We start from the raw sequence: 15470 nt of genomic DNA, 5'->3' as shown, positions 1-15470 counted from the left end.
TGCTCATCCGGTTCGCTCAGCCGGCCACCCGGATCACGGGCTCGTGCCGCACCGGGAAGTTCACCGAGGCGGCGATGAAGCAGTTGCGGCTCGCCTCCGCGTGCGCGGTCAGTGCCGCATCCACCATCGACGCGTCCGCCACCGTCACCTCCGGATGCAGCACCACCTCGACGAAGCTGCCGCCCTCACCCTGCTGGCGCATCGAGCCGGTGGCACGATCCACGTAGTCGGTCACCACGACCCCCGCGCGCACCGCCGAGTGCAGGTACGACAGCAGGTGGCACTGCGCGAGCGCGGCCACGAGCAGTTCCTCGGGGTTCCAGCGATCGACGTCGCCGTGGAAGGTCGGATCCGCCGAACCTTCGAGCGGCGGCTTGTCGGTGCCGTACAGCAGCACCTGCCGGCCGTACTCGCGATACCCGCTGGTGCCGGTCCCCCGGTTGCCCGTCCATTCGACGCCGACCGCGTACTCGTGGTTCCCCATCATGCAGCGAGCGTACCGTGCGGCGCGGCCGCCCAAGTAGGTCGACGTCGAGAGACCCGGGAGTAGGATCGACACCATGAGCAATGACACCATCGTCCAGGAACGCCGCGTCGTAACCTCGATCCCCGGGCCCCGCTCGCAGGAGCTGCACGAGCGCCGCCGGGCGGTCGTCCCGCCGGGCGTGCACAGCGTGCTGCCGGTGTACATCGACCGCGCGCACGACTCGATCCTGGTCGACGTCGACGGCAACCAGTTCATCGATTGCGGCGGCGGGATCGGTGTCACCACGATCGGTCACACCGACGACGCCGTGGTCGCTGCGGCGACCGCCGCGCTGCAGAGCGTCACGCACACGCTCTTCACGGTGACGCCCTACGAGAGCTACGTGCGCGTCGCCGAGCACCTCGCGGCCGCCGTGCCCGGCACCGGCGAGAAGCGCACCGTCCTCGTCAACTCGGGCGCCGAAGCCGTCGAGAACGGCGTCAAGATCGCGCGCAAGTTCACCGGCCGCCCCGGTGTCGCCGTGCTCGAGCACGCATATCATGGCCGCACCATGCTCACCGCGACCATGAACCACAAGGCGGCTCCGTACGCCGCGGGCTACGGTCCCCGCGCCGGCGACGTCTACAAGGCGCCCAACTCGTACCCGCTGCGCGACGGCCTGTCCGGCGCCGAGGCGGCGGCGCGCACCATCACCTACCTCGAGAAGGTGGCGGGCGCCGAGGACCTCGCGTGCCTCGTCGTCGAGCCGATCCAGGGCGAGGGCGGCTTCGTCGTTCCCGCCGACGGCTACCTGCCCGCGCTCGCCGAGTGGTGCCGCGCGAACGGCATCGTGTTCATCGCCGACGAGGTGCAGTCGGGCATCGCCCGCACCGGCACCGTGTTCGCGATCGAGCAGTTCGGCGTCGAGCCCGACCTCGTGCTCTCGGCCAAGGGCATCGCCGGCGGCCTGCCCCTCGCCGCGGTCACGGGCCGCGCCGAGATCATGGATCAGTCGCAGCCGGGCGGCCTGGGCGGCACCTTCGGCGGCAACCCCGTCTCGTGCGCCGCGGCGACCGCCGTGTTCGAGCAGATCCAGTCCGCCGACCTGCTCGCCGAGGCGAAGCGCATCGAGCGCGTGCTCGGCGACGGCCTCCGCGCCCTCGCCGCGAAGTACGACGTGATCGCCGAGGTGCGCGGCAAGGGTGCCATGCTGGCGATCGAGATCGTGAAGCCCGGCACGCTCGAGGTCGACCCCGAGCTCGTCTCGCGCGTCATCGCCCGCGCGGCGCAGGCCGGCGTGCTGCTGCTCAACGCCGGCATCTTCGGCAACGTGATCCGCTTCCTCCCGTCGCTGAAGCTCACCGATGCGCTGGCCGCCGACGTCCTGGCCGTACTCGACGAGGCGTTCGCCGCCGAGCTCGCGTAGGTCAGCGTCTCGACTCGAGAGCGGGCGTCACTCCTCCGGAGGACGCCCGCTCTCGGCGTTTGCGTCCCGTTCCCGTCATCGAACGGGCCGGGATCATCCTTACCTCCGCGAGAGTGGATGATTCGGGCCCGTTCGAGGGCCGGGTGAGGCGAAGGGGAATGCTCAGCCGAGCGGGACGCGCACGGGCACCGTGTCGGGGCCCTCGTCGTCCGAGGCGTCCGTGACGGTACCGGCGTCCTCGGCTTCGGATTCGATCTCCATGACCTCGACGGGCTCGCTCACAGCGGTCTCAGTATCGGCGTCGGTCCGGGCCTCTGCGGGGTTCTCGCCGCCGACCGAGTCGAGCGAGACCCCGGCGATCGCGAGATCGCTCGTGTCCCGTGCTTCACCCACGGCGTGCACGTCGATCACGACGACGGTGACGTTGTCGCGTCCCGCGTTCTCGATGGCGTGGTGCACGAGTTGCTTCGCCGCTTCCTCCGCGGTGTCGGTCGTGGCGAGGAAGTGCTGGATCCCGATCTCGGTGAGCTCCTTGGTGAGCCCGTCGGAGCAGATGAGGATCCGTTGCCCGGGAATCAACGCGAGCGCAGTGTAGTCGGGCGAGGGTGCCTCGTTGAAGCCGACGGCCCGGGTGATCACGTTCGCGTGCGGATGGAACTCCGCCTCCTCGGGGGTGATCGCGCCGGTGTCGATGAGGTGCTGCACGACCGAGTGATCGACGGTGATCTGGCTGAGCGCGCCCTTGAAGTACTGGTAGACGCGGGAGTCGCCGATGTTGAAGACGGTCCAGGTGGGCTCTTCGGCGCAGGACCCCAGGGTCACGCCGGTGACCGTGGTGCCGGCGCCCAGATCGGTCCCGCCCGCGTCGAGCTCGATGTCCTCGACCGCGTCCTCGAGGGCGCCGTCGATGTCACGCTCGCTGACGGCGCGGTTCCCTCCGAGCTCGGCGAGCCTGCGCACGACCGCAGCCGACGCGACTTCCCCCGCGGAGTGCCCGCCCATGCCGTCGGCGACGGCGAAGATCGGCGGGATCACGACGTAGCTGTCCTGGTTCACCTCGCGTCGGCGCCCGACGTCGGTGATGGCGTGCCACGAGAGCTCGATCTCGAGATCCGAGCCCGGGCGATAGCCGATGCGACGCCGAACGGCGTTCTCCCCACGTCCGGTCAACGTCTCTCCTCGGCAATCACTCGAACATCCTACCGTGCGGCCCGCTTGGAGCCCGCCCCGCCCGTCACCCCGGCGGGTGCGCCGAGCTCGGTCACGAGGGTCGCGCTGCCCGGCCGGTCACCGAGCTGCACTTCGAGCCCCTGCGTCTGCGCCCATCGGCCGAACGCCTCCGGGCCGTCCAGTTCGGCACCGGATCGCGCCAGGCGCCGCACGAGGTCGCCCTTGGCGGTCTTGTTGAAGTGGTTGAGCGCTCGGACCGCTCCGTCCGCGCTGCGCTGGGCCACCTCGAGCTTGGTTCCGACGCCCTCCGGCAGCGGTGCGAGCGCCGCGTAGTCGTTGGATCGCAGATCGAGGATCCACCCGTGAGCCGCCCAGTCCATGTCGGCGTGAGCCCGGATCCAGCTTCGCTTGAGCGGCGCCTCGAGCGCGGCCAGACGGCTTCCCGCCGACAGACGGTAGGCGGGAATCCGGTCCCCCGCGCGCACCAGCCCGAAGAGCGCGGACTGCACCGCCACGTGCTCGCGCATCCAGTCCCGCGCGTCGGCATCGAGCGAGATCGCGTCGAGGGCGTCGTAGAGAACGCCCGTGTACCGATCCATCGCCTCCAGCGCGCCCGAGGATTCGAGCACGCGGTTGTGTTCGAGCTCACCCCGAGCCTTCACACCGAGGCCGAGAGCCTTCGCCGCGAGCTCCTCGTTGCGGGAGAGCTCCTCGAGCGCGGTGCGTACGGCGGCGCGAGTGCTCGCGAGCTGCGCGTCGTGCGCCAGGTCCTCGGCCCGGTAGGGCGCGTCTCCGCCGGTGCGCTTCGTCTCGGAGGGCGGGAGCAGGATCAGCATGGTGCGACTTTCTGGTGGTGGGGAAACGGCGGGGCCGGCCGCTGCTTCGAGTGAAGCTGCGGCCGGCCCCGGCGTTGGAAGGTGCGAACGGTCGGAATCAGGCGACCAGTTCGGCGCGACCCGCCACGATCGTGATCGTGTCGTGGTCGACGGAGAGGAACCCGTCCTCGGCGTTGACGGTGATCTTCTCACCGTCGGTGCCGGCGACGCGGACCGCACCCTCGGCGAGCAGAGCCAGAAGCGGCTCGTGCCCACCGTAGATGCCGATCTCGCCCTCGACCGTCTTCGCGCTGACGTTGGAGGCGGTTCCGCTCCAGATCTCGCGCTCAGCCGAAACGACGCTCACGTTGAGCGTGGCCATGATTACGCGTTCTCCTTCTGGATCTGCGCCCACTTCTCTTCGACGTCGGAGATGCCGCCGACGTTGAAGAATGCCTGCTCGGCGACGTGGTCGAACTCGCCCTTGGTGATCGCATCGAACGATTCGATGGTCTCCTTCAGCGGCACCGTCGAGCCCTCCACACCGGTGAACTTCTTCGCCATGTAGGTGTTCTGCGACAGGAACTGCTGGATGCGGCGTGCGCGCGCCACGGTGATCTTGTCCTCTTCGGAGAGCTCGTCGACACCGAGGATCGCGATGATCTCCTGGAGCTCCTTGTTCTTCTGGAGGATCTGCTTCACCGAGGTGGCGACGCGGTAGTGGTCCGCGCCCAAGTAGCGGGGATCCATGATGCGCGAGCTCGAGGTGAGCGGGTCGATCGCCGGGTACAGACCCTTCGAGGCGATCTCTCGCGAGAGCTCGGTGGTCGCGTCGAGGTGGGCGAAGGTGGTCGCCGGAGCCGGGTCGGTGTAATCGTCGGCGGGCACGTAGATGGCCTGCAGCGAGGTGATCGAGTGACCGCGGGTCGAGGTGATGCGCTCCTGGAGGAGACCCATCTCGTCGGCGAGGTTCGGCTGGTAGCCCACAGCGGAGGGCATGCGGCCGAGCAGCGTCGAGACCTCGGACCCGGCCTGCGTGAAGCGGAAGATGTTGTCGATGAAGAGCAGCACGTCCTGCTTCTGCACGTCGCGGAAGTACTCGGCCATGGTGAGGGCCGAGAGCGCGACGCGGAGACGGGTCCCCGGCGGCTCGTCCATCTGGCCGAACACGAGGGCGGTCTTGTCGAAGACGCCGGCCTCTTCCATCTCGTGGATGAGGTCGTTGCCCTCACGGGTGCGCTCGCCGACGCCGGCGAACACGGACACGCCGCCGTGATCCTGAGCCACGCGCTGGATCATCTCCTGGATGAGGACGGTCTTGCCGACGCCCGCACCGCCGAAGAGGCCGATCTTGCCGCCCTGCACGTAGGGGGTGAGGAGGTCGATCGACTTGATGCCGGTCTCGAAGAGCTGCGTCTTCGACTCGAGCTGGTCGAAGGCCGGGGGCTCGCGGTGGATGCTCCAGCGCTCGCTGACCTCGATGGTCTCGCCCTCGGGGAGGTTGAGCACGTCGCCGGTCACGTTGAAGACCTTGCCCTTGGTCACGTCGCCCACGGGGACGGTGATCGAGGTGCCGGTGTCGAAGACCTCCTGGCCGCGGACCAGGCCGTCGGTGGGCTTCAGCGCGATGGCGCGGACGACGTTGTCGCCGAGGTGCTGGGCGACCTCGAGGACGAGCTTGAACGGCTCCGAGCCCTCACCGAAGTCGATGGTGGTCTCGAGCGCGTTGTAGACGGCCGGGATCGCGTCGTGCGGGAACTCGATGTCGACGACGGGGCCGGTCACGCGAGCGATGCGCCCGGCGACCTTCGTGGTGGCCTCAGTCGCCACAGCGGCGGTTTCGGTCATGATTCTCTCTCTTCGCGTTTGCTAATCGGACAGCGCGTCAGCGCCGCCAACAATCTCGGAAATCTGCTGGGTGATCTCCGCCTGACGCGCGTTGTTCGCGAGGCGGGTGTAATCGCGGATCAGCGCATCGGCGTTGTCGCTCGCCGACTTCATCGCCTTCTGCGTCGCAGCGTGCTTCGCAGCGGCCGACTCGAGCAGCGCGTTGAACAGGCGCGACTCGATGTAGGCCGGAAGCAGCTTGTCGAGCACGGTGTCGGCGTCGGGCTCGAACTCGTACAGCGGGTTCGCGCCAGCGCTCGCCTCGGCCACGCCCTCGACGACCTCGAGCGGCAGCAGACGGTGCACCTCGGGGGTCTGCGAGACCATGCTGATGAAGCGGTTGTAGACGAGGTGGATCTCGTCGACGCCGCCCTCAGCGGTCTCGGTGTTGAAGGCCTCGAGCAGCGCTTCGCTGATCTCCTGAGCCGTCTCGAACGCGGGGCTGTCGGTGCCGCCGGCCCACACGCGCTCGGAGGCGCGGGCGCGGAAGGTGAAGTAGCCCTGAGCCTTACGGCCGACCAGGTAGTACTTCACATCCTTGCCCTCGGCGCGCAGCAGCTCGCTGAGCTCCTCGGCTTCGCGCAGCACCTGCGAGTTGAAGGCGCCTGCGAGACCGCGGTCCGAGGTGAAGATGACCACTGCGGCGCGCTCGACGCGCTCCGGCTCGGTCAGCAGCGGGTGGTCCGTGTTCGAGTGCACCGCGACGGCGGACACCGCGCGGGTGATCGCCGTGGTGTAGGGCTCGGACGCCGCGACGCGGGCACGAGCCTTCTGGATGCGAGATGCCGCGATCAGCTCCATCGCACGGGTGATCTTCTTGGTCGTCTGGGCAGAACGGATCTTCTGCCGGTAGACCCGAAGTTGCGCTCCCATGTCTCTCCTGTGTCTGGTTGGGGCGGGCTGGTCGAAGTGGAGGAGGGCCGGCGGGGACGTGCGTCCCCGCCGGAACCTCGACTACTTCTTGACGACCAGCTGCTCCTGCTTGATCTCGTCCTTGCCGAGCGACGCGAACTGCTCGGCCAGCGTGACGCCGGCCGAGGTGCGGAACTCGAGCTTGAACTCGGCGATCTTGGCCTCGAGCTCTGCGACGGTGTCGTCGTCGAGCACGTTGGTCTCGCGCAGCGTGGTGAGGACCTCGGAGTTGCGCTCGAGCGACTCCAGGAACTCGCTCTCGAAGCGGAGGATGTCCTCGACCGGGACCTGATCCATGTGACCCTTGGTGCCGGCCCAGATCGAAACGGTCTGCTTCTCGACGGGGTACGGCGAGTACTGCGGCTGCTTGAGCAGCTCGGTGAGGCGTGCGCCGCGCTCGAGCTGACGACGGCTGGCCGCGTCGAGGTCGGACGCGAACATCGCGAAGGCCTCGAGGGCGCGGTACTGGGCAAGCTCGAGCTTGAGCGTGCCGGAGACCTTCTTGATCGACTTCACCTGAGCGTCGCCGCCCACGCGGGAGACCGAGATGCCCACGTCGACCGCGGGACGCTGGTTCGCGTTGAACAGGTCGGACTGGAGGAAGATCTGGCCGTCGGTGATCGAGATCACGTTGGTCGGGATGTAGGCCGAGACGTCGTTCGCCTTGGTCTCGATGATCGGGAGACCCGTCATCGAACCGGCGCCGAGCTCGTCGGACAGCTTCGCGCAACGCTCCAGCAGGCGGGAGTGCAGGTAGAAGACGTCACCCGGGTAGGCCTCGCGCCCCGGCGGGCGACGGAGCAGCAGCGACACGGCGCGGTACGCCTCGGCCTGCTTCGACAGATCGTCGAAGATGACCAGGACGTGCTTGCCCGCGTACATCCAGTGCTGGCCGATGGCCGAGCCGGTGTAGGGAGCCAGGTACTTGAAGCCGGCGGGGTCGGATGCCGGAGACGCGACGATGGTGGTGTACTCCATCGCGCCCGCGTCCTCGAGCGCGCCCTTCACCGAAGCGATGGTCGAGCCCTTCTGGCCGATGGCGACGTAGATGCAACGCACCTGCTTGGTGGCGTCGCCCGACTCCCAGTTGGCCTTCTGGTTGATGATCGTGTCGATCGCGATGGCCGTCTTGCCGGTCTGGCGGTCGCCGATGATCAGCTGGCGCTGACCGCGGCCGACGGGGATCATGGCGTCGATCGCCTTGATGCCGGTCTGCAGCGGCTCGTGCACCGACTTGCGCTGCATGACGCCGGGAGCCTGGAGCTCGAGCGCACGGCGGCCCTCGACGCCGGCGATCTCGCCGAGGCCGTCGATCGGGTTGCCGAGCGGGTCGACCACGCGGCCGAGGTAGCCCTCGCCCACGGGAACCGAGAGCACCTCGCCGGTGCGAGTGACCTGCTGGCCCTCCTCGATGCCGGTGAACTCACCGAGCACCACGACACCGATCTCGTCCTCTTCGAGGTTCTGCGCCAGGCCGAGCGTGCCATCCGCGAAGCGGACGAGCTCGTTGGCCATCACACCGGGCAGGCCCGCGACGTGCGCGATGCCATCGGCTGCGTCGGTGACGGTGCCGACCTCGGTCTTCTCTGCCTGAGCCGGCTCGTACGACGACGCGAAGTCCTTGAGAGCGTCGCGAATCTCGTCCGGGCTGATTGAGAGTTCTGCCATTTCGTTTCCTCTGTCTGGTCCGGAAGCGCCGCCCCCGGGGTGAAAAGTTGAGCCCTAACCCGCGAGTCGCAGGCGGAGGTCCTCGAGGCGAGCGCGGACGCTGCCGTCGATCACGTTGTCGCCGAGCTGGACGCGCACGCCACCGACGAGCTCGGGATCGAGCACGGTGGTGATGCGGACCGGACGGCCGGCGCTCTGTTCGAGCAGAACCGCGAGGCGCTCCTGCTGGGCGGGGGCGAGCGGCGCGGCGACGGTGACCGTCGCGAGTGCGTTGCCGCCCTGGTCGGCTGCGACGTCGGCCGCGGCGCGGAGCGCTGCGTTGACGCGACGCCCGCGGGGGTTCGCGACCAGGTGGGTGACGATGCCCAGGGCGGCAGCCGAGAGCTTGCCGCCGAACAGGCGCGTCGCGAGCGCGACCTTGGCCGCGGGATCGCCGAGCTTGTCACCGAGCTTCAGCTCCAGCTCGTGGCTGCTCTCGACGACCGAGGCGGCCGCGAGGAGCTCGTCGGAGAGCGAGGAGCTGGCGTTGGCCTCGGCACGGATGCCGAGCTCCTCGACACCCTCGACGAACTCGCCGGAGTCGGACCAGGTGCCCGCCGCAGCGGCGCGGAGCACGCCGCGCGCGCCGCCCGAGACGCTGGCGAACACGCGATCCACCAGCTGCCCCTTCGCGGCAGCCGAAGCGGACGCATCGCCGAGCGCCTTGAGCAGCGCCGGGGTGCGGTCGAGTTCGGCCGCTGCACCCAGCAGCTCGGCCCCGACCCCGGCGCCGAGCACGGGGCTCAGCTCACCGCGGGCCGCGGCGAGTGCCGCACGAGACGCGCTGCCCATTACTTGGCCGCCTTCTCGGATGCTTCGAGATCGGCGAGGAAGCGGTCGACCAGGGCCGAGGCCTTCTGGTCGTCGCTGAGCGACTCGCCGACGACGCCCGAGGCGAGGTCGATCGCGAGGGTGCCGACCTCCTTGCGGAGCGAGACGGCAGCGCTCTGGCGCTCGGCCTCGATCTGCGCCTGAGCAGCCTGCGCGATGCGGGTCTGCTCGGTCGTGGCGTCTTCCTTGGCCTTCGCGACGATCTTCGCGGCGTCGGCACGTGCCACGTCGCGGATCTCGCCGGCCTCCTGGCGGGCGCCCGCCAGCTGAGCGGTGTACTCCTGCAGCGCGGCCTCGGCCTTCGCCTGAGCCTCATCGGCCTTGGCGATGTTGCCTTCGATGGCCTCCGCGCGAGCGTCGAGCATCGTCTGCATCTTCGGAAGGAAGACCTTCCAGAATGCGATGAGGATGATGAGGAACGCGAGCCCAGACCAGACGATGTCGTAGGTCTCCGGGATCAGCGGATTCCGGGCTCCCTCGGCAGCTGCGATAACTGCGTTATGCATCAGTGCCTCCCTTCCGAGACGTAGGGAAGCGAATTAGTTGGTGAAGATGAAGTAGGTCGCGATACCGATGAAGGCGAGCGCCTCGGTGAACGCGATACCGATCCACATCAGGACCTGGAGGCGGCCGGCCAGCTCGGGCTGACGAGCAACACCCTCGATGGTCTTGCCGACGACGATACCCACGCCGATGGCGGGGCCGATGGCGGCGAGGCCGTAGCCGACGGTTGCGATGTTGCCCGAGATATCAGCGAGAACAGACACAGTATGTGTTTCCTTCCGTGTGTTGAGCGCGGCGGTTGCCGAACCCGGTTGGTTTTAGTGCTCTTCAGCCAGCGCGAGCTGGATGTAGACAGCGGTGAGAAGCGTGAAGACGTAGGCCTGCAGAACGGCGACGAGGATCTCGAAGAGCGTGAACGCGAAGCCGAACGCGAGGGTGCCGATGCCGAAGAGCTTCATGAGCCCCGGTGCCTCGATGAGGAAGAACCAGGAGGCGCTGAAGAAGAGCACCAGCAGGAGGTGACCGACCACCATGTTCATGAGGAGTCGGAGCGTCAGCGTGACCGGACGGATGATGAAGGTCGAGATGAGCTCGATCGGGGTCACGATGAGGTAGACCGGCCAGGGCACGCCTGCCGGGAACAGGGAGTTCTTGAAGAAGTTCTTCGGGCTCTTCTTGATGCCGGCGTAGATGAAGGTCACGTACGACACGAGCGCGAGCACGAGCGGCAGGCCCACCACGGCCGAAGCGCCGATGTTGAAGCCCGGGATGATGCCCGTGAAGTTGAACGCGAGGATCAGGAAGAACATCGAGGTCAGGATCGGCAGGAAGCGCTTGCCGTCGACCTTGCCGAGCAGATCCTCGGCGATGTTGACCCGGACGAAGTCGAGGCCCATCTCGATGAGGGACTGACCGCGGGTCGGGATGACCCGCATCTTGCGAGTGCCCAGCCAGAAGACCACGAGGAGAAGCACGAGCATGATCACGCGGATGATCATGATGCGGTTCATCTCGAACGGAGTGCCGACGAAGAGCACGCCCTCCGGGAAGAACTCCTCGATCGACGGCGGGTGGAACCCGCCGCCCTCCTGAGTTGCGAAAAGACTGGGGGCCACGAGTTGCATAGCGTTAGCGGACAGCGCCATTCTCCTGATTCGGGGTGCGAGCTCGGCTCACACAGCGTCGAACGATGATCGTGCCCCCGTCGCTCACGCGGCAGCCAGAAGCATGCCGCGGCAAGGGAACACTAGGATCCTATCAAAAATTCGGCCTCTGGCGAAACCGATCAGGCGCAGGATCCTGCCGGATTCAACCCTATCGTGGATCCGAGATGTACGGGATACGCGACTTGGCGATCACGAGCACGTCGATGACGAGCGAGACGAGCACCGATGCCACGACACCGAAGAAAAGCACGGTGGTGTCGAGCCAGGGCTGTCCCTTGAGCATGACCGTCGCGACGATGAAGATCAGGAACTTCAGCACCCAGCTGCCGAGCACCACGACGAAGAAGAGGATCACGTAGTTGGGGCTCTCGATGAACCGGTTGGCGAAGGCGATGCTGCCGACGGTCAGCAGCAGGAAGACGCCGCCCATCGCGGTTCCGATGATTCCGCCGATGAGGCCGGGCGCGCCCGCCACCAGGAACCCGATACCGCCGAACAGCACGATGAGCACCACCGTCGCCAGGATCCCCCACTTCAGCGCGGTCAGGAGCACGGGCTGGGAGGCCGGCATCTGCGGCGCGGCGTCTGCCGTCGCGTCGTGGTCGGCGGTGCTGTTCACTCGGGGGTCCTTTCGTCGGCGGGGGTCTTCCCCGCCCTCAACGGTAGCAAGCCGCGCCGGGCCAGACCTGCGCGCAATCGCGAGGCCGGGACCAGGGTCACCACGAGGCAGAGCGCGGTACCCGCGAAGAGCACCGCGAAGGGCAGCGCGAAGCTCCGCATGGTGAACACGAGCAGACAGGCCAGCGAGATCACCGCGGTCCAGAGGTAGAAGATCGAGACCGCCTGCACCTGCGAGTGCCCCATGTCGAGGAGTCGGTGGTGGAGGTGCTTGCGGTCGGCCGCGAAGGGGCTCTGCCCCGCCCGCAGGCGGCGCAGCACGGCGAGTGAGAAGTCCGCGAGCGGGAGCGCCAGCACGGCCACGGGCAGGATGATCGGGATATAGCTCGCGAGCACGAGCTTCTGGTCGAGCACCGCCGGGTTGAGCTGTCCCGTGACCGACACGGTCGAGGTCGCCATCAGCAGACCGACCAGCAGAGCGCCGGTGTCGCCCATGAACATCTTGGCGCGGTGCCAGTTGAACGGCAGGAATCCGACGCACACGCCGACCACGATGGCTGCGATGAGCCCGGCGAGCGTCACCGCCGGCGTCTCCCCCGAGCGATCGGTGAGCAGCTGCGTATAGAGGAAGAACGCCGAGTTCGAGATGATCGCGAAGCCCGCGACGAGACCGTCGAGGCCGTCGATGAAGTTGACCGCGTTCATGACCAGGGTCATGAGGAAGACCGTGAGCGCGAAGTTCATGGTCGCGGACGCCACGATCTGCGTATCGCCGAACGGCAGCGACACGATCTGGATGCCCTGCCAGGCGAGCAGCCCCGACGCCGCGAGCTGTCCCGCCAGCTTGATCATCCAGTCGAGATCGAAGAGGTCGTCGAGCACGCCGACCGCCGCGATCAGCGTGCACGCCCCCAGGATCGCCCAGACCTGGGTCGAGAGCGCGAAGAGCGTCGAGAAGTCGTCCTGCGTCGTCGCGAAGAGGCAGCCCACGATGATGCCGACGAACATCGCGATGCCGCCGAGCCGCGGCGTGGGCGTGCGATGCACGTCCCGCTCGCGCACCTCGGGCGCCAGACGGAATCGTCGGCTGAGGCGCAGCAGAGCGGCCGAGGCGACCGCGGTCACCGCGGCGGCGGCGAGCGCGACCAGCAGGAAGGAGAGCATCTCAGTCCTCGATGGTCACCTGCGGGAGCAGCTCCGCGATGGCCTCGCGGCCGACACCGCCCTGGCGCAGGATCCGCAGGGTGCCGCCCTCGTCGTCGAGACGCGTGGCGTCGACGATGGTGGACGCGGTGCCGTCGCCATCCACCGGACCGGCCTCGAGGTAGATCGCGACCGAGTCGCCGAGCATGCCCTGCGCTTCGGCGGCCGTCGTCGCCGCCGGATCCCCCGTGGTGTTCGCCGAGGACACGGCCAGCGGGCCCGTCTCCTGCAGCAGCTCGATGGTGAGCGGCTGGTCCGGGATGCGGAGCGCCACGGTTCCCGCGGTCTCCCCCAGGTCCCAGCTCAGCGACGGCTGGGACGGCAGCACGATGGTGAGCGGCCCGGGCCAGAAGGCCTCCGCGAGGGCCAGCACGGGCTGCGGGACCGCCGCTGCCAGGGCGTGCAGCGTGTCGGTGCCGGGGATCAGCACGGGCGGGGGCGACTGGCGCGTGCGCCCCTTCGCGTCGAGCAGGCGCTGCACCGCGGCCGGGTTGAACGCGTCGGCGGCGACGCCGTAGACGGTGTCGGTGGGGAGCACCACGAGCTTGCCGAGCCCCAGTGCCTGTCGGGCGCTGCGCGTCCCCGAGAGGAGCTGTGCGCTGTCGCTGCAATCGAAGACGTCGGCCATGAGGAACGATTCTAGTCCTCGGGCCGGACTTCCCGCCCCGGCGCTCCGCGGGTTCTCAGCGGATCGCGGTGGTCGCGCGATCGCGCAGCGTCAGGTCCTGGTGCGTGGCGGCGGCCCGCCACCCGTCCGCCGCCAGCAGTTCGCGGATCGCGCGCCCCTGCCCCTCGGCGTGCTCGAGCACCAGCAGCCCGCCGGGCACCACGAGTCGACGCGCGGCCCGGCTGATGACGCGGATCAGGTCGAGGCCGTCGGTCCCGCTGTAGAGCGCGAGTTCGGGATCGTGGTCCCGCACCTCGGGATCCCGCGGCACCATGCCGCTGGGGACGTAGGGCGGGTTCGACACGAGCACGTGCACGCGGCCGAGCAACGGGTCGAACGCCGTCGAGAGCGGCCCCGATACCGGTTCGCCGGCTTCCGGATCGAGGTCCGAGACGTCGCCGAGCAGCAGCTCGACGCGGTCGTCGCCGAGACGCGCGACGTTGCGCGCGGCCCAGGCGTGCGCCTCGGGGCTCTTCTCGACGGCGCGCACGCGGGCGGTCGGCACCTCGTTCGCGAGCGCCAGAGCGATGGCGCCGCTGCCGGTGCAGAGGTCCACCGCGAGCGGTTCGGGATCCGGCACGGCGCGGAGCGCGTCGATGGCGAACTGCGCGACGGTCTCGGTCTCGGGCCTCGGCACGAATACGCCGGGGCCGACCTCGAGCTCGATCCCGCGGAACGGCGCCCGACCGGTGAGGTGCTGGAGCGGGACCCGGCGTGCCCGCTCGTCGGCGAGGTCCCGGATCCGCGCGAGCGCGGCGTCCCCGATCTCGGTGCCCAGGATCGCGAGCGCCTGGACCCGGCCGCGGGCGACGTCGAGCACGTGCGCGACGATGAGCTCGACGTCCGCGCCCGGATCCTCGATCCCTGCGGCTTCGAGCTGCGCACGCAGCTCGCTCAGAACCGCTGCGACGGGTGCGCCCACGGGGACCTCCTGGGTTCGGATCGGATCGGACCCGACCGGATCCGGACCGAACCACTCTGGCACAGGATTCCGAGGTCGGGATCGCCCCCTCCCTGGCTCGCCTGAGCGCCTCGTCACAATTCATAAGCAAGGATGACATCTCAGATAATGCTTGGATATGCTTCGGTGGGGCGCCGGAGGCGCCGCGCAACATTCGGGCCCGCATGGCCCGCACGCTGAGAGAGGGAGCCCATGGCACGCACCTACGAGAACATCACCCAGGCCTTCGGCAACACTCCCCTGGTGCGCCTCAACCGCGTCACCGACGGGGCCGGTGCCGAGGTCTTCGCGAAGCTCGAGTTCTACAACCCGGCCGGCAGCGTCAAGGACCGCATCGGCATCGCGATCATCGACGCGGCCGAGGAGTCGGGCGCCCTGCAGCCCGGCGGCACCATCGTCGAAGGCACGAGCGGCAACACCGGCATCGCGCTCGCGTTCGTGGGCGCCGCCCGCGGCTACCGCGTGATCCTCACGATGCCCGAGACCATGAGCATCGAGCGCCGCAAACTGCTCGCCGCATACGGCGCCGAGATCGTGCTCACCGAGGGTCCCCTCGGCATGAAGGGTGCGGTCGCGAAGGCCGAGGAGATCGTCGCGAGCACCCCGGGCGCGATCCTCGCGAACCAGTTCGGCAACCCCGCGAACCCCGCGATCCACCGGGCGACCACCGGCCCGGAGATCTGGAACGACACCGACGGCCAGGTCGACATCTTCGTGGCGGGCATCGGCACGGGCGGCACCATCTCGGGCGCGGGCGGCTACCTCAAGGAGCAGAACCCGGGCGTGCGGGTCGTGGCCGTCGAGCCCGTCGACTCGCCCCTCCTCACCGAGGGCAAGGCCGGCCCCCACAAGATCCAGGGCCTCGGCGCGAACTTCGTTCCCGAGATCCTCGACCGCGAGATCTACGACGAGGTCGTCGACGTCGCGCTGCCCGATGCCATCGCGAAGGCCCGTGCGCTCGGCACCGACGAGGGCATCCTCGCCGGCATCTCGGGCGGCGCGGCCGTCTGGGCCGCGACCCAGGTCGCGCAGCGACCCGAGAACGCGGGCAAGAAGATCGTGGTCATCGTGCCCGACTTCGGCGAGCGCTACTTCTCGACCGTGCTCTACGAGGACCTGAGCGTCTGAGACGCTCCG

Annotated in this window: 17 protein-coding genes; 2 read left to right on the top strand and 15 right to left on the bottom strand. The window is 68.7% G+C overall.

Going from position 1 to position 15470, the window contains the following annotated elements; translation table 11 throughout:
- Positions 1-16: 16 nt before the first annotated feature.
- Positions 17-487 (bottom strand): OsmC family protein, encoded by a 471-nt coding sequence (locus BMH31_RS04300; protein WP_099724468.1) that lies wholly within the window; start codon positions 485-487, stop codon positions 17-19.
- A gap of 73 nt (positions 488-560) precedes the next feature.
- Here BMH31_RS04300 and BMH31_RS04295 point away from each other — a divergent pair, with 73 nt between their 5' ends.
- Entirely contained in the window at positions 561-1892 is a 1332-nt protein-coding gene (locus BMH31_RS04295) for an aminotransferase class III-fold pyridoxal phosphate-dependent enzyme (protein WP_099724293.1), read from the top strand.
- A gap of 162 nt (positions 1893-2054) precedes the next feature.
- On the opposite strand, the gene BMH31_RS04290 is transcribed toward BMH31_RS04295, so the two are convergent.
- The 14 genes from BMH31_RS04290 to prmC all read right to left on the bottom strand — a co-directional run bounded on the left by BMH31_RS04290 (position 2055) and on the right by prmC (position 14294).
- Entirely contained in the window at positions 2055-3062 is a 1008-nt protein-coding gene (locus BMH31_RS04290) for a protein phosphatase 2C domain-containing protein (RefSeq protein ID WP_099724294.1), read from the bottom strand.
- Between the two features lie 29 nt (positions 3063-3091).
- Positions 3092-3898 carry a peroxide stress protein YaaA gene (gene yaaA, locus BMH31_RS04285; protein ID WP_099724295.1) on the bottom strand — a complete coding sequence of 269 codons (807 nt, stop codon included), beginning with the start codon at positions 3896-3898 and terminating at the stop codon, positions 3092-3094.
- A gap of 97 nt (positions 3899-3995) precedes the next feature.
- Positions 3996-4259, bottom strand: coding sequence for a F0F1 ATP synthase subunit epsilon (locus tag BMH31_RS04280; RefSeq protein WP_046454610.1), 264 nt, complete (start codon positions 4257-4259; stop codon positions 3996-3998).
- Positions 4260-4261: 2 nt separating this feature from the next.
- Positions 4262-5725 (bottom strand): F0F1 ATP synthase subunit beta, encoded by a 1464-nt coding sequence (gene atpD / locus BMH31_RS04275; protein ID WP_099724296.1) that lies wholly within the window; start codon positions 5723-5725, stop codon positions 4262-4264.
- Positions 5726-5746: 21 nt separating this feature from the next.
- Positions 5747-6637 (bottom strand): F0F1 ATP synthase subunit gamma, encoded by an 891-nt coding sequence (locus tag BMH31_RS04270; protein ID WP_099724297.1) that lies wholly within the window; start codon positions 6635-6637, stop codon positions 5747-5749.
- Between the two features lie 81 nt (positions 6638-6718).
- Positions 6719-8344: a F0F1 ATP synthase subunit alpha gene (gene atpA, locus BMH31_RS04265; RefSeq protein ID WP_099724298.1), complete on the bottom strand. Its 1626-nt coding sequence runs from the start codon at positions 8342-8344 to the stop codon at positions 6719-6721.
- Between the two features lie 54 nt (positions 8345-8398).
- Positions 8399-9175, bottom strand: a complete 777-nt coding sequence (locus BMH31_RS04260) for a F0F1 ATP synthase subunit delta (protein WP_099724299.1) — start codon at positions 9173-9175, stop codon at positions 8399-8401.
- Positions 9175-9720, bottom strand: a complete 546-nt coding sequence (locus BMH31_RS04255; RefSeq protein WP_046454615.1) for a F0F1 ATP synthase subunit B — start codon at positions 9718-9720, stop codon at positions 9175-9177. The genes BMH31_RS04260 and BMH31_RS04255 overlap by 1 nt, the downstream gene beginning before the upstream one ends.
- Before the next feature lie 33 nt (positions 9721-9753).
- A complete protein-coding gene (gene atpE, locus BMH31_RS04250; RefSeq protein ID WP_046454616.1) occupies positions 9754-9981 on the bottom strand; it encodes an ATP synthase F0 subunit C in 228 nt (75 codons plus the stop codon).
- Between the two features lie 54 nt (positions 9982-10035).
- Positions 10036-10842 carry a F0F1 ATP synthase subunit A gene (gene atpB, locus BMH31_RS04245; RefSeq protein WP_099724300.1) on the bottom strand — a complete coding sequence of 269 codons (807 nt, stop codon included), beginning with the start codon at positions 10840-10842 and terminating at the stop codon, positions 10036-10038.
- Between the two features lie 190 nt (positions 10843-11032).
- Positions 11033-11503, bottom strand: a complete 471-nt coding sequence (locus BMH31_RS04240) for a hypothetical protein (RefSeq protein WP_052961293.1) — start codon at positions 11501-11503, stop codon at positions 11033-11035.
- A complete protein-coding gene (locus BMH31_RS04235; protein ID WP_099724301.1) occupies positions 11500-12666 on the bottom strand; it encodes an MraY family glycosyltransferase in 1167 nt (388 codons plus the stop codon). Before BMH31_RS04235 ends, BMH31_RS04240 begins: the two co-directional genes overlap by 4 nt.
- A 1-nt stretch (position 12667) precedes the next feature.
- The gene (locus BMH31_RS04230; protein ID WP_099724302.1) at positions 12668-13333 is read right to left on the bottom strand and encodes an L-threonylcarbamoyladenylate synthase; all 666 of its coding nucleotides are present in this window, start codon (positions 13331-13333) and stop codon (positions 12668-12670) included.
- A 55-nt stretch (positions 13334-13388) separates the two neighbouring features.
- Positions 13389-14294, bottom strand: a complete 906-nt coding sequence (gene prmC, locus BMH31_RS04225) for a peptide chain release factor N(5)-glutamine methyltransferase (RefSeq protein ID WP_241898125.1) — start codon at positions 14292-14294, stop codon at positions 13389-13391.
- A 231-nt stretch (positions 14295-14525) separates the two neighbouring features.
- Here prmC and cysK point away from each other — a divergent pair, with 231 nt between their 5' ends.
- A complete protein-coding gene (gene cysK / locus BMH31_RS04220; RefSeq protein WP_099724303.1) occupies positions 14526-15461 on the top strand; it encodes a cysteine synthase A in 936 nt (311 codons plus the stop codon).
- Positions 15462-15470: the final 9 nt, after the last annotated feature.

It is taken from the genome of Leucobacter sp. OLIS6, from assembly GCF_002752355.1.
In the GTDB taxonomy this organism is placed as follows: Bacteria; Actinomycetota; Actinomycetes; order Actinomycetales; family Microbacteriaceae; genus Leucobacter.
The sequence above is the reverse complement of the archived record's forward strand: the minus strand, read 5'-3'. Positions and strand labels throughout refer to the sequence as shown.

Excerpts from the sequence above, each read along its gene's own strand:
- BMH31_RS04235 (WP_099724301.1), bottom strand. The coding sequence starts at position 12,666 with ATGCTCTCCTTCCTGCTGGTCGCGCTCGCCGCCGCCGCGGTGACCGCG.
- atpB (WP_099724300.1), bottom strand. The coding sequence starts at position 10,842 with ATGCAACTCGTGGCCCCCAGTCTTTTCGCAACTCAGGAGGGCGGCGGG.
- BMH31_RS04260 (WP_099724299.1), bottom strand. The coding sequence starts at position 9,175 with ATGGGCAGCGCGTCTCGTGCGGCACTCGCCGCGGCCCGCGGTGAGCTG.
- BMH31_RS04280 (WP_046454610.1), bottom strand. The coding sequence starts at position 4,259 with ATGGCCACGCTCAACGTGAGCGTCGTTTCGGCTGAGCGCGAGATCTGG.
- cysK (WP_099724303.1), top strand. The coding sequence starts at position 14,526 with ATGGCACGCACCTACGAGAACATCACCCAGGCCTTCGGCAACACTCCC.
- BMH31_RS04270 (WP_099724297.1), bottom strand. The coding sequence starts at position 6,637 with ATGGGAGCGCAACTTCGGGTCTACCGGCAGAAGATCCGTTCTGCCCAG.
- atpD (WP_099724296.1), bottom strand. The coding sequence starts at position 5,725 with ATGACCGAAACCGCCGCTGTGGCGACTGAGGCCACCACGAAGGTCGCC.
- atpA (WP_099724298.1), bottom strand. The coding sequence starts at position 8,344 with ATGGCAGAACTCTCAATCAGCCCGGACGAGATTCGCGACGCTCTCAAG.
- yaaA (WP_099724295.1), bottom strand. The coding sequence starts at position 3,898 with ATGCTGATCCTGCTCCCGCCCTCCGAGACGAAGCGCACCGGCGGAGAC.
- BMH31_RS04255 (WP_046454615.1), bottom strand. The coding sequence starts at position 9,720 with ATGCATAACGCAGTTATCGCAGCTGCCGAGGGAGCCCGGAATCCGCTG.
- BMH31_RS04300 (WP_099724468.1), bottom strand. The coding sequence starts at position 487 with ATGATGGGGAACCACGAGTACGCGGTCGGCGTCGAATGGACGGGCAAC.
- BMH31_RS04295 (WP_099724293.1), top strand. The coding sequence starts at position 561 with ATGAGCAATGACACCATCGTCCAGGAACGCCGCGTCGTAACCTCGATC.
- BMH31_RS04230 (WP_099724302.1), bottom strand. The coding sequence starts at position 13,333 with ATGGCCGACGTCTTCGATTGCAGCGACAGCGCACAGCTCCTCTCGGGG.